General features: G+C 74.3%; 14 protein-coding genes and 1 pseudogene. 7 read left to right on the top strand and 8 right to left on the bottom strand.

From position 1 onward, the window contains the following. The first annotated feature begins 16 nt into the window (after positions 1–16). A complete protein-coding gene (locus AB0I21_RS28095) occupies positions 17–760 on the top strand; it encodes an HAD family hydrolase (RefSeq protein ID WP_360565555.1) in 744 nt (247 codons plus the stop codon). Between the two features lie 24 nt (positions 761–784). Here AB0I21_RS28095 and AB0I21_RS28100 read toward each other — a convergent pair whose 3' ends face one another. Both AB0I21_RS28100 and AB0I21_RS28105 read right to left on the bottom strand, forming a co-directional pair. After that, positions 785–1543 carry an ABC transporter permease gene (locus AB0I21_RS28100; protein WP_360565557.1) on the bottom strand — a complete coding sequence of 253 codons (759 nt, stop codon included), beginning with the start codon at positions 1541–1543 and terminating at the stop codon, positions 785–787. A gap of 107 nt (positions 1544–1650) precedes the next feature. Beyond that, a pseudogene (locus tag AB0I21_RS28105) lies at positions 1651–2271 on the bottom strand (ATP-binding cassette domain-containing protein); the annotation flags it as partial. A 156-nt stretch (positions 2272–2427) separates the two neighbouring features. On the opposite strand from AB0I21_RS28105, the gene AB0I21_RS28110 reads away from it, so the two are divergent. From AB0I21_RS28110 to AB0I21_RS28125, 4 genes are read left to right on the top strand one after another with little or no spacing between them, the layout of a single operon-like run. Further along, a complete protein-coding gene (locus AB0I21_RS28110; RefSeq protein ID WP_360565559.1) occupies positions 2428–3921 on the top strand; it encodes a sensor histidine kinase in 1494 nt (497 codons plus the stop codon). Then, positions 3918–4253 (top strand): hypothetical protein, encoded by a 336-nt coding sequence (locus AB0I21_RS28115; protein ID WP_360565561.1) that lies wholly within the window; start codon positions 3918–3920, stop codon positions 4251–4253. Before AB0I21_RS28110 ends, AB0I21_RS28115 begins: the two co-directional genes overlap by 4 nt. Beyond that, on the top strand, positions 4250–4885 hold the full coding sequence (locus AB0I21_RS28120) for a hypothetical protein (protein WP_360565563.1): 636 nt from the start codon (positions 4250–4252) through the stop codon (positions 4883–4885). The genes AB0I21_RS28115 and AB0I21_RS28120 overlap by 4 nt, the downstream gene beginning before the upstream one ends. After that, positions 4882–5577 (top strand): response regulator transcription factor, encoded by a 696-nt coding sequence (locus AB0I21_RS28125; RefSeq protein WP_360565565.1) that lies wholly within the window; start codon positions 4882–4884, stop codon positions 5575–5577. The genes AB0I21_RS28120 and AB0I21_RS28125 overlap by 4 nt, the downstream gene beginning before the upstream one ends. 481 nt (positions 5578–6058) lie before the next feature. Here AB0I21_RS28125 and AB0I21_RS28130 read toward each other — a convergent pair whose 3' ends face one another. The 6 genes from AB0I21_RS28130 to AB0I21_RS28155 form a co-directional block, all read right to left on the bottom strand. Then, entirely contained in the window at positions 6059–8899 is a 2841-nt protein-coding gene (locus AB0I21_RS28130) for an FtsX-like permease family protein (RefSeq protein WP_360565566.1), read from the bottom strand. A gap of 104 nt (positions 8900–9003) precedes the next feature. Further along, a complete protein-coding gene (locus AB0I21_RS28135) occupies positions 9004–9741 on the bottom strand; it encodes a GGDEF domain-containing protein (protein ID WP_360565568.1) in 738 nt (245 codons plus the stop codon). 96 nt (positions 9742–9837) lie between these two features. Next, complete coding sequence (locus AB0I21_RS28140) at positions 9838–13194, bottom strand: WD40 repeat domain-containing protein (protein WP_360565570.1); 3357 nt, start codon at positions 13192–13194, stop codon at positions 9838–9840. Further along, the gene (locus AB0I21_RS28145) at positions 13191–14891 is read right to left on the bottom strand and encodes an SIR2 family protein (protein WP_360565572.1); all 1701 of its coding nucleotides are present in this window, start codon (positions 14889–14891) and stop codon (positions 13191–13193) included. Before AB0I21_RS28145 ends, AB0I21_RS28140 begins: the two co-directional genes overlap by 4 nt. Positions 14892–14921: 30 nt before the next feature. After that, positions 14922–15224: a trypco2 family protein gene (locus tag AB0I21_RS28150; RefSeq protein WP_360565574.1), complete on the bottom strand. Its 303-nt coding sequence runs from the start codon at positions 15222–15224 to the stop codon at positions 14922–14924. A gap of 160 nt (positions 15225–15384) precedes the next feature. Further along, the gene (locus tag AB0I21_RS28155; protein ID WP_360565576.1) at positions 15385–18708 is read right to left on the bottom strand and encodes a penicillin-binding transpeptidase domain-containing protein; all 3324 of its coding nucleotides are present in this window, start codon (positions 18706–18708) and stop codon (positions 15385–15387) included. Between the two features lie 406 nt (positions 18709–19114). Here AB0I21_RS28155 and AB0I21_RS28160 point away from each other — a divergent pair, with 406 nt between their 5' ends. Both AB0I21_RS28160 and AB0I21_RS28165 read left to right on the top strand, forming a co-directional pair. After that, on the top strand, positions 19115–22633 hold the full coding sequence (locus AB0I21_RS28160) for a M28 family peptidase (protein WP_360565578.1): 3519 nt from the start codon (positions 19115–19117) through the stop codon (positions 22631–22633). A gap of 144 nt (positions 22634–22777) precedes the next feature. Then, positions 22778–23867, top strand: a 1090-nt coding sequence (locus AB0I21_RS28165) for a M28 family metallopeptidase (protein WP_360565580.1), incomplete at its 3' end; no start/stop codon positions are given.

Consider the following 23867-nt stretch of genomic DNA (forward strand, 5'->3'; position numbering starts at 1 on the left):
CGGTACCGTACTACCGATGCGCACCTTGTTCGACACGCCTTCCACGTACAGCACCGACCCCGCCGCGCAGGCAGGTCCGGTGCCGCCGGTGCAGGCGGTGCTCTTCGACTTCGCCAACACGATCTTCCACATGATCGACGCCGAGCAGTGGCTGCGGCTGATCGCCGCCGACACCGGCCGGGCTTCTCTGCTGGACGACCCGGCCGTGCTCGCGGCGGCGCTCACCGACCTCGCCGCCGCCTACCAGCTGCCGGAGGTCCTCGCCGTGCAGGCGGGCCGCGACCTGTCCGCCGACCGGCACCGATCGGCGATGCTCGCCTGGTTCGCCGCGGTGCCGTTCCTGCGCGGTCACGAGGCGACCGCGCACGCCCGGATGATCCACACCGAGTCCTGGGTGCCGTACCAGGACACCGGCGTCGTCCTGCGCGGGCTGCGTTCGCGCGGTGTCCGGGTCGGGGTGGTCAGCGACATCGCCTGGGACATCCGGGCGCACGTCGCGCACTTCGGCCTCGGCGACCTCGTCGACACGTACGCGCTGTCCTACGAGGCCGGCCGGGAGAAGCCCGACCCGGAGCTGTTCCGCAAGGCGTGCGCGGACCTCGGCGCCGACCCCCGGGCGACGCTGATGGTCGGCGACAACCCGGTCCGTGACGGCGGCGCCTCCGCCGCTGGGCTGCGCTGCTTCATCCTGCCGGCGGAGCACCGCACCGGCGACCGTGGTCTGGCTCCGGTCCTGGACCTGGTGCCCGCGGTGCGGTGACCACTTTGTGGTATTGGTCGCCTTTTAATCCCTGCGGGCTCGGAACCAGCCCAGGCTGAGCGCCAGCGTCAGGTAGAGGGCCAGGTCCGCGTACGCCATCCGCATCGACGGCAGCCTCGGCTTCGCCGCGGTCGCGTGGACCTGGCCGACGACGTCGCCGGCGTTGGACAGCAGCAGCCGGGACGGCAGGTAGGACCAGGTTTCGAGCGCCCGCGCCGCGCCGTACGCGAGGAACACCACGGCGAACAGCGTGGCGATGGCCGCCGCGTGCTGGCGCAGCAGGGCACCGAGACCGAGGCCGACCATGGCGATCACGAACAGGTACAGCCCGGCGCTGCTCACCGCCCGCAGCACGCCCGGGTCGCCGAGCCGCACGGCCAGACCGTGCCGGTCCAGAAGGGCCTGGCCGAGCAGGAACGTGCCGAACGCCAGCGCCTCGCCGAGCACCAGCGTGACGCCGCCCGTGACCAGCAGCTTCGCCAGCAGCGCGACACCCCGCCGCGGGGTGGCGGCCAGCGTCGGCACGATCGTGCCGGACGCGTGCTCGGTCGTCACCGCGAGCACGCCCAGCACGCCGAACGCCAGCTGCGCGAACGTCAGCCCGCCGAACGCGGCGCCGACGGCGTCGAACGCGGCCAGGTCCGCCGGTGGCACGGTGCCGATCGTGCCGGTGACGCACAGCCCGACGGCGAGGACCGCCGCGGCGGCGACCGCCAGCCACGTCGACCGGACCGACCACAGCTTGATCCACTCCGCGTGGGCCGTGCGGCGCAGCACCGTCATCGCACGCCTCCCTGCTTCGCGCGGTACTGCGTCGACTCGGCGGTGACGGCGAAGTACGCGTCCTCGAGGGTGGCGTGGCCGCGGGTGAGCTCCTGGATGCTCTGATCGGCCAGGAGCCGGCCGGCGCCGATGACGAGCAGGTGGTCGGCGACGAGGGCCATCTCCGTGATGAGGTGACTGGAGACCAGCAGCGTGCGGCCCTCGGCGGCGAGGTCGCGCAGCAGCGACCGGATCCAGTGCACGCCCTCCGGGTCCAGGCCGTTGACCGGCTCGTCGAGGATGAGGACCGGCGGGTCGCCGAGCAGCGCGGCGGCGATGCCGAGGCGCTGGCGCATGCCGAGGGAGAAGCCCCGCACGCGCCGCCCGGCGACCGCTTCGAGGCCGGTCCGGCCGAGGACCTCCCCGACGCGGTGCTTCGGCAGCCCGTTGCTGGCGGCGAGCCAGCGCAGGTGCGCGTGCGCGGTCCGGCCGCCGTGCACGGTCGCCGCGTCCAGCAGCGCACCGACCTCGCGCAGCGGCGTCTCCATCAGCCGGTAGGACCGGCCCTCGAACGTGACCCGTCCGGCCGTCGGCGTGGTCAGGCCGAGCAGCATCCGGATGGTGGTGGACTTGCCCGCGCCGTTGGGGCCGAGGAACCCGGTGACCCGGCCCGGCCGCACGTCGAACGTCACCGCGTCCACGACGGTGCTGCCGCCGTAGCGTTTGCTCAACTGTCGAACCTCGATCATGCCGTCGACGATCGCAGCGGCCCGTCGCGGTGTCGTCTGCCGCTCGTACCCCCACCGCACGGGCTACCGCACCAGCCGAATGGCCGGGTTGTCTGCCGCGCGGCATACGCCCTGGGGAGGACGACGGTGACGGATGCCGGTCGTACGCTCGGCGACATGACCACCGAGCTGCGCCCGCCGCTGCGGCATCGGCTGCGGCCCTGGCACTGGCTCGTTGTCGATGTCGTCGCCGCGCTGCTGTATGCCGTCCCCGCCGGCGGCATCATCGCGGTGAAGGCCGAGCCGGGGTGGCTCGCCGTCGCCGCGCTGGCGGTGTCGTGCGGGGTGCTGCCCCTCGCGCGCCGGTTCCCGCTGACCGCGTCGCTGGCCGCCCTCGCGGTGTTCTGGCTCAGCCCGCTGTCGAGCCGGCTCGGGTGGATGGCGCTTGTACCGGCCGCGTATGCGCTGTACCGGGTGGCGGAGCGGCACCGCGGGCGGACGGCCGTCGTCGCGTTGGTGGCCGGCCTGACCGGTCCCGTGGCGACGGCACTGCCCGGGTTCCGGCACGTGGGCGGCGTCCTGCCGTTCGCGCTGCTGCTCGTCGCGGCGTGGCTGGTCGGCTACCTGGTGCACCAGCACCGCCGGTACACCGAGGAGCTGCTGCGGCACCGGGCCCGGCAGGCGGACGCCGAGCTGGAGCGGGCGGCCCGCCGCAGCGCCGACGAGCGGTTGCGCATCGCCCGCGAGCTGCACGACGTCGTGGCCCACAGCATGAGCGTGATCACGGTGCAGGCGACGTACGGCCGGCTGACGCTGGACCGCGAGCCGGCCAAGGCGGCCGACGCGCTCGCGGCGATCGAGACGACGGGCCGGGAGTCCCTCGCGGAGCTGCGACGGGTGCTCGCCGCGCTGCGTGACCAGCAGCCCGCCGCGACCGCGCCCGCGCCCGGCCTGCCCGACCTGCCACGCCTGGCGGCGCAGACCGAGGCGGCCGGCGTGCGCGTGGACCTCGCTGTGACCGGCGACCCGCGCCCGCTCGGCGCCGGCCTGGAGCTGACCGTGTACCGCATCGTGCAGGAGGCCCTGACCAACGTCATCCGCCACGCCGCAGCGACCCGCGCGCGGGTCTCGGTCGCCTACACCGACGCCGAGGTCACCGTCGAGGTCACCGACGACGGTCGGGGCGCCGACGAGGTCCCAGACCCTGCCGCCGACGGTCACGGGTTGAGCGGCATGCGCGAGCGCGCGGCCCTGTTCGGCGGCACCCTGTCCACCGCCCCGGCCCCTTCGGGAGGCTTCAGGGTCCGCGCCGTCCTGCCGATACCGTCAGCCGCCGTCCCGGACGCCGCCGCATGCGCCGGACCGGGCGTAGCGGCAGGTGCCGGACCGGGTGCGGCGGCGGGTGCCGGACCGGGCGTGGCGGCGAGCGTGGCGGCGAGCGCCGGGCCGGGCGTGGCGGCGAGCGCCGGGCTGGGTGTGGCGACTGGCGTGGCGGCGAGCGCCGGGCTGGGTGTGGCGGCGGGTGTTGCGACGGGCGCGGCGGCGAGCGCCGGGCCGAGCGTGGCGGCGGGTGTTGCGACGGAGATGGCTGCGGGGATCGCGGCGGATGCGGCGGCGAGGGCTGTGCCGGGAGCGGCGGCAGGGACGTTGACGGACACGGCGGCACGGTGACCGAGGCATGGGTGGTGGCCGCAGTAAGGATGCACCCCGTCGTAGCGGTGCCGGCGTTCGTGCCGGTTGAGGGTGCGGCCGTGCTGGCGGCGACCGTGATGGCGGCGGCGGGGGTGGAAGTTGCGCTCGTACCGGCTGAGGGCGCGGCGATGCTTACGGGTGCGGCGGCGGGCCTGGCGGCGGATGCTGCGACGGGCCTGGCGACGGGGACGGCGACGGGGGTGGCGGCGGATGCTGTGACGGAGATGGCTGCGGGGATCGCGGCGGATGCGGCGGCGAGGGCTGTGCCGGGAGCGGTGGCAGGGATGTTGACGGACATGGCGGCACGGTGACTGAGGCGCAGATGGCGGCAGGAAGGATGGATCCCGCCGTGCCGCTGGCGGTGCCGGCCTGCGTGCCGGTTGAGGGTGCGGCCGTGCTGGCGGCGACCGTGATGGCGGCGGTGGGGGTGGAAGTTGCGTTCGTGCCGGCTGAGGGCGCGGCGATGCTGACGTGTGTGGCGGCGGGTGTCGGGTCGGGTGTGGCGGCGGGTCCCGGGCCGGGTGGCGACGGGTGTGGCGGCGGATGCTGTGACGGAGATGGCTGCGGGGATCGCGGCGGATGCGGCGGCAAGGGCTGTGCCGGGAGCGGCGGCAGGGACGTTGACGGACACGGCGGCACGGTGACCGAGGCATGGGTGGTGGCCGCAGTAAGGATGCACCCCGTCCTAGCGGTGCCGGCGTTCGTGCCGGTTGAGGGTGCGGCCGTGCTGCCGGCGACCGTGCTGCCGGCGACCGTGATGGCGGCGACCGTGCTGCCGGCGACCGTGATGGCGGCGACCGTGATGGCGGCGGCGGGGGTGGAAGTTGTGTTCGTGCCGGCTGAGGGCGCGGCGATGCTGACGGGTGTGGCGGCGGAAGTTGCGTGCGGGCAGACGAGGGAGCGGTTTGTGTTTGCGTCGACGCTGACAGGCACGTCGCGGTGACCGAGGTCCGGGTGGTCGTCGTCGACGACCAGGCGCTCGTCCGGGTCGGGCTGTGCGGCATCGTGGCGACCGGCGACGGGCTGACCGTGGTCGGCGAGGCGGCCGACGGGCTGGCGGCCGTCGACGTCGTCACCCGGCTGGTGCCCGACGTGGTGCTCATGGACATCCGCATGCCCGTCCTGGACGGGATCGAGGCGACCCGCAGGATCACCGCTGCGACGGCCAGCCGGGTGCTGATCCTGACGACGTTCGACCTCGACGAGTACGTCTACGGTGCGCTGCGCGCGGGGGCCAGCGGGTTCCTGCTCAAGGACGCGCCGCCGGAGGACCTGCACGCGGCGATCAGGGTCATCGCGGCCGGCGACGCACTCCTGGCGCCCGGCGTGACCCGCCGCCTGATCGCCACCTTCGCCGCCTTATCCGCCGCCTCCATGGATCCCGCCCCCGTGGATCCCGCCCCCGTGCCGCCGGCGCCGAGACCGGCGCCCGACCCGCTCGGCGGCCTGACCGACCGCGAGCGGCAGGTGCTCGCCCTGGTCGCCGAGGGGCTCACCAACGCCGAGATCGGGCTGCGCCTGCACATCACCGCCGGCACCGCCAAGACCCACGTGGCGCGGCTGCTGCACAAGCTCGACGCCCGCGACCGCATCCAGCTGGTCATCGTCGCGCACCGCGCCGGCCTGGCTCCCTGAAGCCGCGGCCCCTGATCCGCATCCAGAACGAGCCAGCGGCGCGGTCACTCCTCGGCCAGGGGCTGGGCGATCGGCAGTCGGTGGAGGATCGCGATCGGCATCGCACCGGCGACCGCGGCCTGGCCTCGATCGTGGACCTGGTCCCCTCCACCCGTTGAGCCGGCCCGAGTGGGCCTATGACTGAGCCTGGGCCACTGACACCGTCGGCGACGACCCTGCTGTCTACGACCGCAGGGATGACGACGCTGACTGGCAGTTTGTCGTGGCCGGTCTGGCGGAATTCCTGCACCCGTTCTGGTTGTTCAATGCCGTCACGTCGGCCCCGGCGCTGGCGATCAAGCGACCGGCCAGGCCCGAGGACGTCACCAGCATGCCGTCTGCGAATCCTGTCTTGGAGTCCGTTGCCGGACCGTCGTGGCACCGGCCGGTTGCCTACCGACGTTGAGTCGACCTGAGCTGTGGGAAGGCCGTGTCAGCGTGGTCATTCCTCGGCCAGGAGTTGGGCGATCGGCAGGCGGTGGAGGATCGCGATCGGGACCGTCGCGGCGACCGCGGACACGGCGACGCCCGCGGTGAGGGCGATCGCCGCGCACCACAGCAGCGGGGTGGTGAGCGCACCGGCGAACAGCGCCGCGGCGCCCAGTCCGAGGCCCGCGCCGATGGCGCCGCCGAGCATGCCGATGGCGACGGCCTCGGTGACGACGAGACGGCGGAGCAGGCCGTCGTGCCAGCCGGCGGCGCCGAGCAGGGCCAGCTCGCCGGAGCGTTCGGAGATCCCGAGGAACAGCACGTCGGCGACGGACACGATGCCGAGCACGATGGTGACTGCGACAGCGAGGTAGTCGACGGTGCGGGCCTGCACCGCGATCGCCTCGCCGAGGAGTGTCCCGACGACCGCGCCGCGGAACGCGAAGGTGACGGCCAGCAGCATGGTGAGGGCGGCGACGCCGATGGCGAGGCTGCCGGCGCCCAGGGCCGCCCGGCCCGGTGTCCGTGCCAGGTAGGTTAGGGCGAGCCCGGTCACCCGCCGCGGGCCGCGCCGCCTGGCGGACGGTGCCGACACGGCGGGCCGGACGGCCACCGCGGGGTCGGGTCTGGCCGCCCGCAGCGCCGGCCACAGTCCCGCCGCGATGGCCAGGAGCAGCGCGACGGGGATCGCCAGCAGGGCGCGGAGCCAGCCGATGTCGAGCCCGAACGCGGCGGCGAGCGGCACCGCGAGCAGGGTCCCCGCGATGCCGGCGGCCAGGCCGATGCCGGTGATCTCGGTGAGGAGCAGTTGGAGCAGCTGTCTTCGGCTCCAGCCGAGGCAGGCGAGCACGCCGAGGTCGGTGCGCCGGGCGCGGGTGGCGGCGTTGGTGGCGTTGAGCACGGCGAGGGCGCACACGACGAGCACGAGGCCGGACAGCAGGACGCTTTTGCGGTCGGCCGCGTGTACCAGTACCGCCGCGACGCCCTTCCTGACCCACGGTTCTGACACGGCGAGGTCCGGCCGCCCGAACCTGCCCGCGGGGTAGTGGACGGTGACGCCGGTGGGTGAGGAGCCGAGCGTGATGTCGACCTGGAGTCCGGTGCGGCGGGCGAGCTGCTCGGCGACGAGCCGCACCCGTTCGCGGTCGGCGGCGCCCATGCCGACGGTGCCGGCGAGCCGCACCCGCACCATGCTGATCGGGGCCGCGCGGTTGAGCTGATACTCCGGGTACTCCGGTTTCGTGCCGTATCCGTCGGGGCCGAAGATGACCGGCAGCGCGCCCATCGTCGTCAGCATCAGCGGCGGCTGGCTGAGCAGGCCGCTGACGTTGGCGTTCGGCTCCAGGCGCCGGCCGTTGAGGGCATTGCGGGATGCGTCGTCGGCACCCTCGGCTCCGGGGTTGAAGTACGTGTCCATCGGGACCGCGGAGAGTGCGCTGCCCAGCCGTACCAGGGACGGGTCGAACGTGCCGACGGCGTCGAGCGCGACGTCCGGCATGGCGATGTCGCCGGGTTGGACGTCGTGCTCGGCGGTGATGTTCGGGTGTGCGGCGACGGCACCCCGCACGCCGGTGTCGGCGAACTCCATCGGCACGGGGTGGCCGCTGTCGCCGGCGTCGGCGCCGAGCCCCCAGATCTTGAGGTCGTAGGGCACGGGCTCGGTCCGCAGGCCGTCGCCGTCGGCGGTCGTCCTGGCGGGTCCGACGGTCCAGAACCGGTCCAGCCACAGGGTGTTGGACACCGCCATGTCGTCGGGGCCGCGCTCGAACGGGTGGCGCAGCCGGTCGACCATGTCCTGGTACGGCCCGTCGATCGGGACCGTGCGGGTCGCCAGCCGGGTGCCCGGTTGGCCGTCCAGCGCGGCGCGGAGGCCGCGGTTGTCGGTGCCGGCCCGGACCAGGTCGACGGCCGCGCCGCCGAGCCGCTGGATCTGCAGTTCGAGCCGGGCGTCGAGCTGCGGCTTGTCGGCGACGAGGATCGGCAGCGAGTCGTAGGGGTACGGCATGCCGTCGAGCCGTCGCTGTGCGGGCCGCTCGCCGGCGGTGAAGTACCTGCCCGAGGTGACCGCGGTGTCGAGCCCGGCGAGCGCGGCCTCGGCCCCGGGATCGACGGCGGCCATCAGGAACGGCACCGACCAGGCGAGGGTGACCACCGGCGCCACCGGATCGCCGAACACGTCGCGGGAGCCCGGCCCGCCGACGCAGGTGAGCGAGGAACGGCCCGGCAGGTCGGTCGGGTCGATGAAGTCCCGTTCGCCCACGGACTGCACGACGGGGCAGACCTGCCGGCGGCCGCCGCCCGGGTCGACCTCTTCGGCGGGTGGGATGCCTTCGCCGCCGCGCATCTCGCTGAGCTGCTTCTGGTGCAGCACGTTCCGCGTCGAGTACAGGTATGCCGCGCCGTCCGGGATGCGCGACAGGCCGGCGTCGGTGACCCAGGTCGGCTGCACCTTGATCACCTGGCGTTCGGCGGCCGGGTCGAGGTCGGCGCCGAGCTGCACGGTGACGGGGACGGTCCGGATGACGTAGCCGATGACGGCGACGGGTGCGGCGACGGCGACGCCCGGCACGTGCTGGATCTGGTGCCACTGCTCGACGGTGATGCCCCCGCGCAGGCCGGCGAGCTGACCCGACTGCACCAGGTTGCGCTGCTGCTCCAGCGGCAGGACGCTGCCGGCCGGGCGGATGAGGATGTCGTACGCGGGGCGGAAGTTGGCCTCGACGGTGCCGGTGGCGTCGAGCCGGGCCGTGACGGCGGCCGCGGTCAGCAGGGTGAAGCCGACGACCGCGACGGTGATCATCGCCAGCAGCGCGACGGACCGCCGCAAGCGGACCCGCCACTGCGCCGCGGCCATGCCAAGCATCGATCGCCCCCGTCCTCGTGCTTCCCCGGGAGATGTTATCGCTCACATCCTGCGGCACCTACTGGCAGGAGTGCGGAGCAGCGGCGCCGGCTGTTTCAACTTCCACGTGTACCGGCTGCTGCCGCTGGACGGGTCCGCACTGGTCGGTCCCGGGCGGCCAGGACCCAGCGGCTGCGGCCGGAGCGTTTCGCCTCGTACATGGCGGCGTCCGCGCGGAGCAGGACGTCCTCCGGCTCGGCGCCGGGCGCGGCCGGGGCGATGCCGACGCTCGCGCCGACCCGGTAGGCGCCGGTGGGGGAGGAGACCGGCTCGGCGAGCGAGGTGAGGAGGCGCTCGGCGAGGGCGGTGGCGGCCGGCACGGGCAGTCCGGGGCAGCCGACGGCGAACTCGTCACCGCCGAGACGGGCGACCGTGTCGCCGGAGCGGACCGCCGCGCGGAGGCGGTCGGCGACCGCGACGAGCACCGCGTCGCCGGCGGCGTGGCCGTTGGTGTCGTTGACGGCCTTGAAACCGTCCAGGTCGATGTACAGCACGACCGGCGCGTCCGGGATCGACCGGGCCAGGGCCTCGGCGAGGGTCGCCCGGTTCGCCAGGCCGGTCAGCACGTCGTGGGACGCCTGGTACTGCAGCTGCCGCTGGGCGCGTTCCTGCTCGCGGACGGCGGCGGTGAAGCGGGCCAGGATGAAGGCGCACTCGGCGGTCGTCGCGGCCAGCAGCAGCCACGCCTTCGTGCCGACGGTGCCGACGGTGCCGACGCTGAGGATCGCCAGGGTCGGCGCGAGCAGCACCAGGGCCGCGGCCGTGGCGAGCCCCAGCAGCAGACGGGCGATCACATCCATTCCATCGGCGGTGGCGGCGCGCACCTGACGCAGTCACGATCGGTGAAGGTCACACCGGCCGGGCGGCGCGGCAGCCGTGCCCGAGGTGGTTCAGTGGGCACACGTTTCGCGGTAGGTGAGGCCCTGGACGTGGCGGGACCACTCGCCGGCGTTCAGTCCCCGGGTGACGACCGCGCAGGCGGCGGCCACCGGGTCGGCCACGACGGCATCCAGCGGGGTGTTGTCCCACAGTGACACGGTGCCGTCGGCGGCGCCGATGACCAGGGACAGGCCGTCGGGGCTGAGCGCGACGGCGGACACGGCGGCGCCGTTGCCCGCGGCACCGAGCGCCGAGGGCGGATACCGGGGGTCGACGGACCACACCGTCACCGTCCCCGCGCCGCCCACGGCGAGCTTCCGGGAGCCCGCGTCGAACCCGGCGGCGGTGATGCCCGCGTCGAGGTCGAGCAGCGGGGCCGGGCGGGCGGGGTCCGCGAGGGACCACAGGGTGGCGCTGCCGTCCACGCTGCTGGCCGTCAGCGCGAGCCGGCCGTCGGCGGCGAGCGCGACCCGCTCGACGCTGCCGCCGCGACCGCTGAGGGTGCCGGCGAGGCCCGGCCCCGTGATGTCGGCCGTGCCCCACAGTTGCGCGGTGCCGGCGGTGCCGACGACGAGCCGGTTCAGGTCTCCGTCGGCGGCGACGGTGAGCGCGCCCGCGGAGACGGTCGTGAGCTGTCGAGGGGCGTCGAAGGGCGTCCATACGGTGACGACGGCCGGTTGGGTCGCGCCGACGCTGGCCACGAGGGTGGTGCGGTCACTGTCCACGGTCAGGGCGGCGGCCACGATCGGTGCGGCGGCGGCGAGGGTACCGCTGCGGACCGGTGCCCGCGGATCGCCGGGATCCCACTGGGAGGCGGTGCCGGCCGCGTCGAGCACGGTCAGCGACGACGCGTCAGGGCTGAAGGCGACCGCGACGACGGCCGCGGGCCGTGCCGGCAGCGTCGCGAGCCGCCGCGGCGCCTCGCCCCGTGCGACGGCCCACACCTGGACGGTCCGGTCGTCGCCGGCGGTCGCGAGGCGGCGGCCGTCCGCGCTGAAGGCGGCCGAGACCACGGCGCCGCGGTGGCCGTCGAGCGGGCCGCGCGGCGTCGGGCCGGGCGCTGCGGTGCGCCACAGGTTGAGGGCGTTGTCGCCGTCGGCGGTGACCGCGATCCCGCCGCCGGGGGCGAAGGCGACCGCGGACACGCCGTCGGTGTGGTTGCCGAGCCGCGCGGCGAACGTCGCGCCGCCGGTGGTGACGGTCCACTGCACCGCGGTCTGGTCGGCGCTGCCGGTCAGCAGGGACCGCCCGTCGGGGCTGAACGCGGCCGCGGTGACGGGTTGCGTGTGCCCACGCAGGGTGGCCCCACGGACGGGCCGGACCGGGTCCGTGATGTCCCACACGGCGGTGCCGCCGTCGATGCCGCCGACGGCGATGTGACCGCGGTCGGGGGCGAGGGCGAGGCTGCGGACCGGGCCGGGCGCGGCCGCCGTCAGGGTCGCCGTCCTGCGCGGCCGGATCGGGTCGGTGACGGTCCACAGGTCGACGGTGCCGTCCGCGGTACCGACGGCCGCGGTGCCCTCGCTGACGGCGACGGCGGTCACGTCGGCGCCGGTGGTCGGCAGCGTCGCGGTCCTGGTGGGGGCGGCCGTGACGTCCCACAGCGCCGCCGCCGGTCCGCTGGTGCCGGTCAGCAGCAGCCGCCCACCGGCGGCCAGGGCCGCGACGTCGACCGTGCCGCCGGCGCCGAGGCCGCCGGTGGTCACGGCCCGGGGGAGCGCCGGATCCGTGACGTCCCAGCGGGAGACGGTGCCGTCGAGGCTGCCGGCGAGGACGACGGTCGCGCTGTCGGCGCTGAACGCGGCCGCGTCGACCAGGGTGCCGCGGCCGCTGTCGATGACGGACAGGACGCGGGCCGCGGCCGGGTCGTGCACGTCCCAGAGCACCGCGGTGGAGTCCGCCGACCCGGTCACCAGCAGCCGGCCGTCGGGGCTGACCGCCGCGACCGGTGTCGCGCCGTGGCCGGTGGTGAGCGTCGCCACCAGCCGGTTGGCGGCGAGCGTGTCGGTCAGCGCCGCCCGGGTCTGCGCGTCCGGATTCAGCGACATCGCGGCGACGCCGAGCCGCAACGCCAGGGCGGGCTGCGCGGGCCGGGCGGACCGCGCCTCGAGCAGCAGGCGGGCCACCGTGGCCGACCGCGCGTCGGTCTGCGCCTCGACCTGGGCCTGCCGGCTGACGACGACGATGACGCCGATGGACGCGACGAGGAGGAACGCGAGGGCGGCGATGATGGACTGGACGCGGATCGTCCGCCTGCGCAGGGCGGCGGACCACCGCGTGTTGCGCTCGCGGACCGGCTTCACCAGGCGGTCGTGGGTCAGCTCGTACCAGACGGTGCCGCGCTGCCGTTCGGCGCGGATCAGGTGCCCGTCCTGGAGGTGTTGGACCGTCGCCTCGGCGGGATCGCCGGCCGGGCCGTGCTGGACCTGGGCCCGGAAGCCGTCCGGGGTGATGAGTTCGGTGCCGAACCAGTTCCGCAGGGCGTGTTCGTCGACGCCGGTGAGCTGTGTGACCCGGAGGAGCCCTTCGTCGTAGAAGTCGCCGAGCGCGTCGTTGACGTTGCCGTGCTCGCGGACGTGGGCGAGGTCGAGCCGCGTGGCGCCGGGTGGCAGCCGGTCCCAGAGCTTGGCGCAGACGACCTGCAGATGGACCGGCTCGACGCGCGACCCGATCCGCTCGCCGGCTCCGGAGTCCGCCCGCTCCCGGGCCAGGTCGTCGAGGATGAACTCGGCGGCCTCGTCGGTGAAGTCCACGCCCCGCAGCTCGGCCGGCTCGCGGACCGCGCGCACCGCGCCGGACCGGCTGAGGTAGTCGAGGCGGAACCGGGCCGACAGCTGCGTCGGGATGTGCGGCAGGAACGGATCCAGCGCCGCGATGTGGTCCTCGCGCATCACGAACAGCGCCCATCGCCGCTGGTCGCGGAGCGCGGCGCCGACGTCGGTCATGAACTCGACGATCTGCTGCGGCCGGCCGGCGTCGCGGATGAGCTCCTCGAACTGGTCGAAGACGAGGAACTCCAGCCGGTCGTCGGTGCGCAGCCGGTCGAGGTGGGCCGCGAACCCGCCGGGGGAGACGTCCGCCGCGGGGTCGATCGACGCGACCGCGCCGGCGATGAACGGGTTCGTGGCCTCGGCGCCGGCGAGCGGGCTGACGACCCGGACGACGGGATGGATCACGAAGTCCTCGTCCCGCAGGCGCGGGATCAGGCCCGCTTGCACCAGCGAGGTCTTCCCGGCGCCCGACGGCGCGTACATCAGCACGATCCGGCGGGCCAGGACCCGGTCGAGCAGCTGGTCGAGCTCGCCGTCGCGGCCGTAGATGGGCTCGCCGTCCTGCAGCGCGCGGGGCCCGACGTACGGGTTGGTCACCGCACGGCCCGGCGGTGCAGCTCGCGGATGAAGTCGAGGGCGGCGCCCCAGTAGACCGTGAACTCGATGGTCAGGCCGGTCTTGCGGAAGTACTCCTGCACGTAGCGGCGGGCCGCTTTCAGGTACCGCTGCGCCGCGTCGGCGTCCAGGGTGCTGGCGACCGGATCGACCTGGACGGCCACATGGGTCCGCTGGCCGAGGCGGAAGGTGCCCTGCTGGTTGAGGATGAGCCGGAGCAGCCCCCGGAAGTCCCAGTCCTCCAGCCGGAACCCGAGCAGCAGCAGCGCCGAACCGGTGAGCTCCGTCCACACCGAGTCGGGGATGCACTGGTCCTGCTGCGTCACCTTGATGACGTAGTCGAGGTAGTCGTCCTCGGTGAGCACCAGCGACGCCGGGTCGCCGGCCCAGCCGAACAGGTGGTACACGATCGGGTTGTCCCGGTCCGGCCGGCGGTACCGGCCGCTCGCGAACACGTCGTCGGCGACCGCCGGCCAGGTCGCGTCCTTCCAGCGGCACCAGGCGACTCTCGGCCGCGGGCCGGTCCGCTCGACCGCGTCCTCCATGAAGCTCAGCGGGTGGGTGGTGAGGTACCACCGCAGCCGCAGCTCGGCGAGCAGCTGATGCGCCTCGTCGTGACCCGCCGCCAGATGCTGCGCCGCGGCCCGCCGGGCGAGGTCCCGCAGTTCCTCGTAGGACGCCGGGACGGCGGCCCCGCCCAGGCGCGTGCAGAGCTCCTCGAGGAACAGCTCGCGCGGGAATCCGTGGTGCTGGGTGACCGTCAACCACTGCGCGACCTGCGCGATGTCGGCGAGCTTGTCGTTGTGGAACGGCAACGAGACGCCCGCGGCGTCGGCCAGCCGGGCCGCGATGTCCTGCCGCGACGGGAGCAGCTCGTCGGTGAGCCCGGGCCCGAGGATCGCCGTGCACTCGCCCCGGTCGACGTATCGGACCAGCAGCTCCCACTTGCCGAAGGCGTCCTCGTCGTCGGTCGCGCCGGCGTACGGTCCGGAGGCGGGCACCGGCAGCAACTGCATCGGGTCGGCGCCGAGCGCGTCCCACCACTGCGCCGCCAGGTCCGGGCCGAGCCGGTCCACGGCCGCGATCGGGGTGGCCAGCAACGCCGACTCGCCCGCCCGCGCCGGGTGGTCGGTGATCACGCCGATGACGCGCTCACCGACGATGACCGCGGCGCCCGACATGCCCGACCACTGCGAGACGCCCCGCGCCTCCTGCTCGGCCGACAGCCGGCGCGGATACCTGCCGGTGTGCAGGCTGAGCATCTGCGACTTCAGGTTCTCCGCGAGCGGGATGTCGCCGTCGACCTGCACCGATTCGCGGATCTCGCGGGCCTCCCCGCCGACGGTGGCGCGCGTGGCGCGATGCTGAGGGAACCCGACGGCCCAGCCCCGGACGTGGGTTGCCGGCGCGGTCCGGTCGAGCCGCGCGTACCGGACCGGCGCGATGTCCGGCACCGTCTCGTCGAGCCGCAGCAACGCCAGGTCCACACCATCGGGGCCGCCGTCGAGGAACAGGCGGGCCACCCGGCCGGGCTCGTCGGACCGCAGGTCGCCGACGCGGTGCACCGTCACCGAACCGTCGTGGACGACGTGCGCCGCGGTCAGCACCAGCCGGTCGGTGACCAGGAGCCCGGAGCCGACGAACCAGCCGGCGTGGCCGCAGTCGACGTTGACTTGCACGACCCGGCCGCGCAGCGTCGCCGACATGCGCTAGGCAGGGCGGGCGGTGGCCGCTGCCGCGACCTTGATCGGCCGGCCCTGGGCGTCGACCGGAGGGTCCAGCACGACGGTGATGGTGTGCACCGACTCCTTCGAGTACTGGCCGCTGGCGCCGAGCCCCAGCACCCATACGTTGACGCCCGCGTTGGCCTCGCCCGACCGCGTGACGCCGACCTGGAGCTCCAGGGTGACCTGGCCGACGGGGAACTGCACATCCGCGCCCTGGGCCGCGAGGGCCGCCTCGCTCAGCTCGCGCCGGATCTGGTCGAGTGTCTCCACCAAGCCGATCTTCATCGTGTCCGCCGCACCAATCACATCGCTGCCGGTCGAAGTGACCAGTCTGGCACAGCCCCGTGCGGACCTCCCTCGTGCGACCGGGCTCCCGGCCGTGTCCGACCGTTGCGCGGCACTGGTCGAACGGCGGCGCGCCGCTGCGAATGCCGCACCTGAGGTGTCATCGGCGCGCGAGCGCCGAAAGGATCAAGGTCTCGACGATGTGCCGCGCCTGGCGGGCTCCGGCGGCCGGCTCGTTGCACTCGACCGCCACGGCGAACGCCACCGGCCCACGCGAGGTCTCCACGAACCCGGACAGCCACGCGATGTGCCGTCCGAACTGCTGCGGCGACGGTGACACCAGGTCGTGGCCGCCGGCCAGCGCCCACACCGGTGCGCCGACGGCCGCGTCGAGCCCGTCGACGGTCATGCCGTCACCGGTGGCGCCACTCAGGGCCCGGCGCAGCTCGGTGGCCACGCCGGTGGACAGCGCGGTGCGCCGCTCGGACGGTGCCGCCGCCACGGCCGCGGCGCCGGGGCGCTTGTCGGCGGTGACCAGGGTGGGGCGGATCGCCGACCCGTCGTTCGCGATCGCGGCCATCACCGTCGCCATGCCGAGCGGGGTGCCCTCCACGCCCGCGCCGCCGAGCACGTTGAGCGCGACGCCGGTCGGGTCGGTGCTCGCCGGGACGCACGAGCCCACCGTGCCGGCGGCCGGGCCGTCCAACCATGCCGTGGTGCCGCCGCACGGTCCGACCCGCAGCCCGAAGCGCTCCGACTGCTGGGCGATCCGCTGCCAGCCCAGGCGCTGGGCGAGCAGCACGAAGGCGGTGTTGCACCGCCCGGCGAGCGCGTCGCGGACGGTGACCTTGCCGGCGGCGGACCGGCGGCACGGCCCGCCGCCCGGGTTGCGGACGGTCACCGAGGACGGCAGCGTCACCTGGTCGGGCGCGTCGATGAGGTCGTCGGCGCCGGCCCCCGCCTGCTGGAGGTACGCCGCCGCGACGACCACCTTGAACGTGTCGCCGAGCCCGTACGGCGCGCCGGCGGCCCGGTTGACGGTCGGCGCGGGAACGGTGACGTCGGTGCGGCCGCCGACGTACTGCCGCAGCTGATCACCGGCGGTGTCCTCGTCGCGGGACGCGGCCCGTCCGTACGACCACCGCCAGCACTCCGCCGTCCCGGCGGACCTCGTCGTGCACTCGGTGTTCGGTCTCGTTCCGTCGAGCCGCCCGTCCGGCTGGAGCGTGTCGTAGTACCAGCGCCCCTCGGTGGCATAGGGGTCCTGTGTCACGGTGGTCGACTGCGCCGCCGGTTGGGGCGGGGCCGAGGCGAGCACCAGCAGCCGGCCGGTGCGCGCGTCGATCGCGACCACTCCGCCGGCGAGGGGACCCGAGCCGGCGGGCCCCGAGGAGCGCAGCGCCTGCGCCGCGGCGTGCTGCAGGTCGGGGTCCACGGTGATGTCGAGCCGGCCGTCCGCGCCGGTCGCGAACTGCGGCAGGAGCCGGCGGCGGAGGCTGCTGCCGGCGGTCCCGGACACCACCTCCGGGTACGAACGCTCCAGGATGCCGGTCGCCGAGCCGCGTCGGGTCCGCAGCAGGCCGGTGAGGTCGGCCTGGTCCAGCCGGCCGGCGCCGCCTTCCTGCCGCCAGGTCCCGTCCTGCTGCAGCACCAGGGCGGTGCCGTCGCCGAGGCGGACCTCGATCCGGGTCCGCCGCTGAGCGATCAGGTCGGTCGAGCAGGCGACCGGGTCCGGTGGCGGTGAGGTGAGACCCTCCCGGGTCGCGGGCCGGGGCGGGCACGGCGGCCGGCTTTCGCCGTAGACGGCCGGCAACAGGCCGGCGGGGTCGGGGTGCGGTGCCAGGTAGGGCATCGCGGTCACCGCCACGGCGGTCAGCGTGAGCGAGACGGCCGCGACGAGCGCAGGCGACCGCCCGCCGCCGGTGAGCACGGCCTGGGGCTGCGGGGACGGCGACCCCGGGCCGGACGCAGGCCGGGAGCCGCGGACGGCGAGCACGGCGATGACGGCCACGACCAGCGCGACGTTCGCCTGTGTCGCCCGCGACAGGAACGGCGTCGAGACGCCCAGCAGCGGCACGAGGTTGACCGTCCCCGCGAATGCGAGCAGGTACTGGCCGGCGAGCATCGCGCCGACGCCCGAGGCGAAGAGCCGTGCCGCGCCCGGCCCGTCGCGGGTCTGGCCCTGGCCGCCGACGCGGGCCGTCGCCACGCCGAGCAGCACCGTCAGGATCCCGCCGGCGAGCACGACCAGTCCGCCGAGCTTGCTCCATTCGACGGCCAGCACCAGGTCTGTCGCGCCTGCCGGCACGGACCCGGAGACGGTGTCGGTGAGGCCGCGACCCCACAGGCCACCGTCGGCGATGGCGGCGAGGCCGATCGCCGTCTGCGACCGGTACGACTCCAGGTCGGCGGCCAGCGACCGCTGGCACGGCGTCCATCCTGCCGGCAGCTGCGGCGTGCCGACGCCGTCGACCTGGAGGCACTCCGACGACCAGCGGTGCGCCCATGGGTCTTCCCACATGCGCAGGCGATCGGCGGTCACCGGTCCCGCGGCCACGGCAGCCGCGAAGGTGAGCAGGAGCATCCCGCAGCCGGCACCGACCGCCGCCCGGTGCCGCCGGATCGCCGAAGCGACCGGGTTCCGGCGCGGCCCCGGCACGGGCGTCGCGCGGCGCCCCGCGACCACGACGATGCCGACCGTGCCCGCGCCGACGGCGGCGAGCGTGCTCGCGCCGTGATGCCCGACGATGAGGACGGCGACGGCCAGCACCAGGAGTCCGGCGAGCACCAGCAGCCGGCGGCGGCGCGCCGCGGGTTGTTGCGGCCGGGGCGTGGACGGGGCGACCAGCCAGGCGATCCCGAGGAGCAGGACGGGTGCCTGCCACTGCGGGAGCCGTCCGGCGCCGCCCTCGGACAGGACCTGTTCGGCGGCGATCGGGACCAGTATGAGCAGCGCTGCCGTCAGGGTGCGCCCTTGAGGCGACGACGCCGAGGCGACCAACGGGCGCAGCACCCGTTGGGCCGCCGGACCGCGCAGCGCCGGCACCGCCACCGCAATGCCGGCGGCCGCGAGCATCGGCAGGAGGACGATGTCGAGGCCGTAGGCGAGCGACGCCGCGGACAGCGCCGGCCTGGCGGGGTCCGGTGCGACCGTGAGCCGGACGGTGAGCAGCGCTCCGAGTTCGAGCAGCACGCCGGTGGCGAGCACGACGGCGACGGCGGTCCGGCCGGGGACGCCGGGGCGGCTGACCCGCAGCGCGAGGACGGTCGCCAGGACGACGCCGCAGCAGATCAGGGCGAGCCACGTGATCACCGTCGCGCGGCTCAGGCCGAAGCCCGCCGCCACCAGGGCGTGCGGCGCCCAGCACCGCCACGTCCACCGGTCGAGCACCGGGCCGCCGCCGAAGAGGAGCCGCGCCGTGAGCACCACGGCCCATACCAGGCCCGCGAGCACGAGCAGGTTCGACGCCGGCCCATCGACCAACGCTTCGATGGTGCGCACCCCTCCCGGTCGCGTCCAGGAGCGCCGTCCGGGGAGGCCCGAGCGCCGCAGCATGCAGCGACCGACCCTACACGGATCGCAGCGGCGGCAGCTCGGGCGTGCGGTTGACGTCGCAGGGCCGTTCGTAGCCGCCGGTGGCGCGGGAGCGGAACGTGAGCACGGCGACGGTGTGGGCCCTGGGCGAGCCATTTGTCGGTGTCTCTTGACGGGGCGCCTGGTCATCCCCTTGAATGCTGGGTGTTACTGAACTAGTAACAGGAGTTAACCACCTTGTTGCGCCGCACCTCGGGCGGACCTGGTGCAGGCAGAACCCCCATCTGTCATCCCGGTCCGGGTCGGGCGGCCACCGCCGCTCCCGCCGCCGGACCGGTCGTCAAGAGGAGCCAATGTGAGACGCACACTCGCGCTGCGCGGGGGCGTGACGGTCGCCGCCGCCGTCGCCGTCGTGCTGGCCGCCACCATGGTGACGGCCGCCGCGACCCGCCCGCCGGACCCCGGCCCGCCCCAGAAGGCCGCCGTCGCGCCGGAGGTGGCCGCCGAGCAGTTCCTCGGCGCCGAGCCCGCCAAGGTGCACCGGTCGCCCGAGGACCGCTTCGACCGCAGGTCGGTCGTGCGGCAGGAGGGGCTGCGGTACGTGTCGTACGAGCGCACCCACCGTGGCCTGCCGGTCCGGGGCGGCGACTTCGTCGTCGTCACCGACGCGAACGGCACGGTGCTGAGCGTCAACGGCGCGCAGGAGACCGCGCTCGACGTCACGACCACTGCCAAGATCGATGCCGCCAAGGCGACGGAAGTCGCGAAGACGCAGCTGTCGAAGGTCACGACCGCCTACCCGCCCAGGCTGGTCGTCCTCGCCCGCGGCAAGGGCCGGCTCGCCTACGAGGTCGTCCTCGAGGGCACCGCCGCCGGCAAGCCCGGCAAGCTGCACGTCTACGTCGACGCCACGACCGGCGCCGCGCTGCCCGAGGAGACCTGGGACGAGGTCGTCGCCGCGACCGGCAACGGCTACTACAACGGCCAGGTCACCATCGACACGTCGGGCTCCGGCTCGTCGTACACGATGACCGACCCCAACCGGCCCGGGATCTCCTGCGGTGGTCAGGGCGGCACGCCCTACACCAAGACCACCAACACCTGGGGCAACGGGACGGGCACCAACCTGGAGACCGCCTGCGTCGACGTGATGTACGCCGTCGAGCAGGAGTGGGACATGCTCAGCAGCTGGCTGGGGCGCAACGGGATCAACGGCGCCGGCCGCGGCTTCCCCGCCCGGGTCGGGCTGGCGGAGGTCAACGCGTACTGGAACGGCTCGTACACCAACTTCGGCCGCAACTCGGCCGGCAGTGCCCAGGCGACCCCGATCGACGTCGTCGCGCACGAGTACGGCCACGCCATCTTCCAGACCACGCCCGGCGGCGCCGGCAGCGGCAACGAGAACGGCGGCCTCAACGAGTCGACCGGTGACATCTTCGGCGCGCTGACCGAGGCCTACGCCAACAACCCGAACGACCCCGCGGACTACGACGTCGGCGAGGAGGTCAACCTCACCGGCTCCGGCCCGATCCGGTACATGTACAACCCGTCGCGGATCAGCGGAAACCCGAACTGCTACAGCAGCTCCATCCCGAGCACCGAGGTGCACGCCGCCGCCGGCCCGCAGAACCACTGGTTCTACCTCCTGGCGGAGGGCAGCAACCCGGGCGGCGGCAAGCCCACCAGCCCGACCTGCAACAACACGACCGTGACGGGCATCGGCATCCAGAAGGCCGGCCGGATCTTCCTCGGCGGGCTCAACCGTAAGACCTCGGCCTGGAACCACGCCGCCGCCCGGCTGGCGACCGTCCGCGCCGCGGTCGAGCTGTACCCGAACAGCAACGCCGAGTGCGCGACGGTCAAGGCGGCGTGGAGCGCGATCAGCGTCAACGCCCAGTCCGGTGAGCCGGCGTGCCCGATCGGCGGCGGCAACGACTTCTCGGTCACGGTCAGCCCGACCTCGACCAGCGTCACCGCCGGCCAGGCCGGCACGGTCACCGTGAGCACGGCGGTCACCTCCGGCAGCGCGCAGAGCGTGGCACTGTCCGCGAGCGGCCTGCCGGCCGGCGCGTCCGCCACGTTCACCCCGGCGACCGTCCAGTCGGGCGGCACGTCGAGCCTGCGGATCAGCACGGCGGCGAGCACGCCGGCGGGGTCCTACACCGTGACGATCCTCGGCGACGGAGCCAGCGCCGACCGGACGGCGACGCTCGGCCTCACCGTCACCGGCGGCGGCAACCCGGGCACCGCCCCGGACATCAGCGTCGGCAACGTGCGGGCGCACCTCACCCAGTTCCAGACGATCGCCACGAACAACGGCGGCAACCGGTACTCCGGCCGCGCCGGCTACACCGCCTCGCTGCAGTACGTCGAGCAGCGGCTGCAGGCGGCGGGCTACACCGTGACCCGGCAGACCTGCACGTCGTGCACGACCGGCTCGGTGAACCTCATCGCCGAGTGGCGCGGCGGCGACGCCAACCAGGTGCTCATGCTCGGCGCGCACCTCGACGGCGTCGCGGCCGGTCCCGGCATCAACGACAACGGCTCCGGCTCGGCGGTGCTGCTCGAGGTCGCCCTGGCCCTGGCGCAGCAGAACCCGACGATGACCAAGCGCGTCCGCTTCGGCTGGTGGTCCGACGAGGAGCAGGGCCTGCGCGGCTCCGCCTTCTACGTCAACCAGCTCCCGGCGACCGAACGCACGAAGATCCGGGCGTACTGGAACTTCGACATGGTCGGCTCCCGTAACGCCGGCTACTTCATCAACAACATCACCACCACGGCGGCGCAGCCGCTGAAGGCCTACTACGACTCGATCGGCGTGCAGACCGAGGAGAACGTCGAGGGCGCCAACCGCTCCGACGACGCCTCGTTCCGCAACGCCGGCATCGCCTCCAGCGGCATCGCCGCGGGTGCCTCGGCCACGAAGACCACGGCCCAGGCGCAGAAGTGGGGCGGCACGGCCGGTGCGGCCTATGACTCCTGCTACCACAGCTCGTGCGACACGATCAGCAACGTCGCCGATGTACCGCTGGACCGCAGCGCCGACGCGGTGGCCTACGCGGTGTGGAACCAGGCGGTCGGCGGCCAGTCGTCCGACGACTTCAGCCTGTCGCTGAGCCCCACCTCCGGCTCGGTGACGCCCGGCGGGTCGGTGACCACGACGGTGGCCACGCAGGTGACGTCCGGCTCGGCGCAGACCGTGGCGCTGTCGGCGTCCGGGCTGCCGGCCGGTGCGACCGCGGTGTTCACTCCGGCGTCGGTACCGGCGGGCTCCACGTCGACGCTGCGCATCAGCACCACCGCGTCGACCCCCGCGGGCACCTACACGGTGACGGTCCTCGGCGACGGGACCGCGGCCGACCGGACGGCGACGTTCACGCTCACCGTCGACGGCGGCGGGCAGGACACGTTCTCGCTGTCGCTGAACCCGGCCTCGGGTTCGGTGCCGCCCGGCGGGTCCACGACGGTGACGGTCGGCACGCAGACCACGTCGGGCAACCCGCAGGCCGTCGCGCTGTCGGTCAGCGGGCTGCCGGCGGGCGCCACCGCGGCGTTCGACCCGGCGACGGTGCAGTCCGGCGGCGCGTCGACGCTGACGATCAGCACCACCGCGGCGACGCCGGCGGGCACCTACACGCTCACCGTGCTCGGTGACGGCGCGTCGGTGGACCGGACCGCCACGTACACGCTGACCGTCACCGGCGGTGGCGGCGGCTGCTCGGGCGTGCCGACGTGGAGCGCCACGACCCCGTACGTCCCGGGTGACCGCGTGTCCTACAACGGCCGCCTGTGGAACAGCACCTGGTACTCGACCGGTGCCGAGCCGGGCGCGCCCGGCTCGTGGGCGGTCTGGACCGACGCCGGGGCCTGCTGACCCCGGCTCCTGACAGGTGGGTGCCCGGCTGCGGCGGGCACCCACCGCTGGTATGTCCAGGCTGATATGCCCTCGATCACTTGTGACGTCTGATCGAAGTATGCGAATCTCGCGCAACCCCTACTCCGATCGAGGAGCTCATTGATGAGACCCCGTTCAGCGGCGCTGACCCTGACCGCGTCCGCCGCACTCCTGCTCGTCGGCGCGGGCCTGGCGATCCCGGCCTTCGCCGCGCCGTCGGCCGGTGTCACGCCCGCGCTCGCCGCGGCGCCGGACATCGCCGTGGCGAACGTGCAGGCGCACCTGACCCAGCTGGGCTCCATCGCGTCCAGCAACGGCGGGACGCGCCGCAGCGGCACCGCCGGCTACACCGCCTCCGTCGCCTACATCAAGGGCAAGCTGCAGGCCGCCGGGTACACGGTGGCCGAGCAGACGTGCACCAGCTGCACATACCGGGCGAACAACCTCATCGCCGACTGGCCGGGCGGGCCCAGCGACCAGATCACCATGTTCGGCGCCCACCTCGACAGCGTCGCGGCCGGCCCGGGCATCAACGACAACGGCTCCGGCTCGGCGACGCTGCTGGAGAACGCGCTGGTCCTCGCCCAGCAGAACCCGACCATGAGCCGGCACGTCCGCTTCGCCTGGTGGGCCGGCGAGGAGCAGGGCCTGCAGGGCTCCGCCTTCTACGCCAACGCCCTCACCACGACCCAGCGCTCGCAGATCAAGGCGTACTACAACTTCGACATGATCGGCTCGCCCAACGGCGGCTACTTCATCAACCACATCACCTCCGCCGCCGCGGCGCCGATGAAGGCGTACTGGGACTCCCTCGGCCTGCAGCCGGAGGAGAACACCGAGGGCGCCGGCCGCTCCGACGACTACTCCTTCGAGCGCGTCGGCATCCCGACCTCCGGCTACGCCGCCGGCGCCAGCGCCCGCAAGACCTCCGCGCAGGCCGCGAAGTGGGGCGGCACCGCCAACAGCGCCTACGACTCCTGCTACCACCAGTCCTGCGACACCACCAGCAACATCAACGCCACGGTCCTGAACCGCGCCGCCGACGGCGTGGCCGCGACCATCTGGCAGACCTCGGTCGGCGGCTCCACCACCCCGCCGCCCACCACGCCCCCGCCGACCGGCGGCACGTGCAGCGGCCAGAAGCTGCTCAACCCCGGCTTCGAGTCCGGCGCCACCTCGTGGACCGGCACCAGCGGCGCCATCGGCCAGTGGG

It is taken from the genome of Dactylosporangium sp. NPDC050588 (assembly GCF_040654975.1).
In the GTDB taxonomy this organism is placed as follows: domain Bacteria; phylum Actinomycetota; class Actinomycetes; order Mycobacteriales; family Micromonosporaceae; genus Dactylosporangium; species Dactylosporangium maewongense.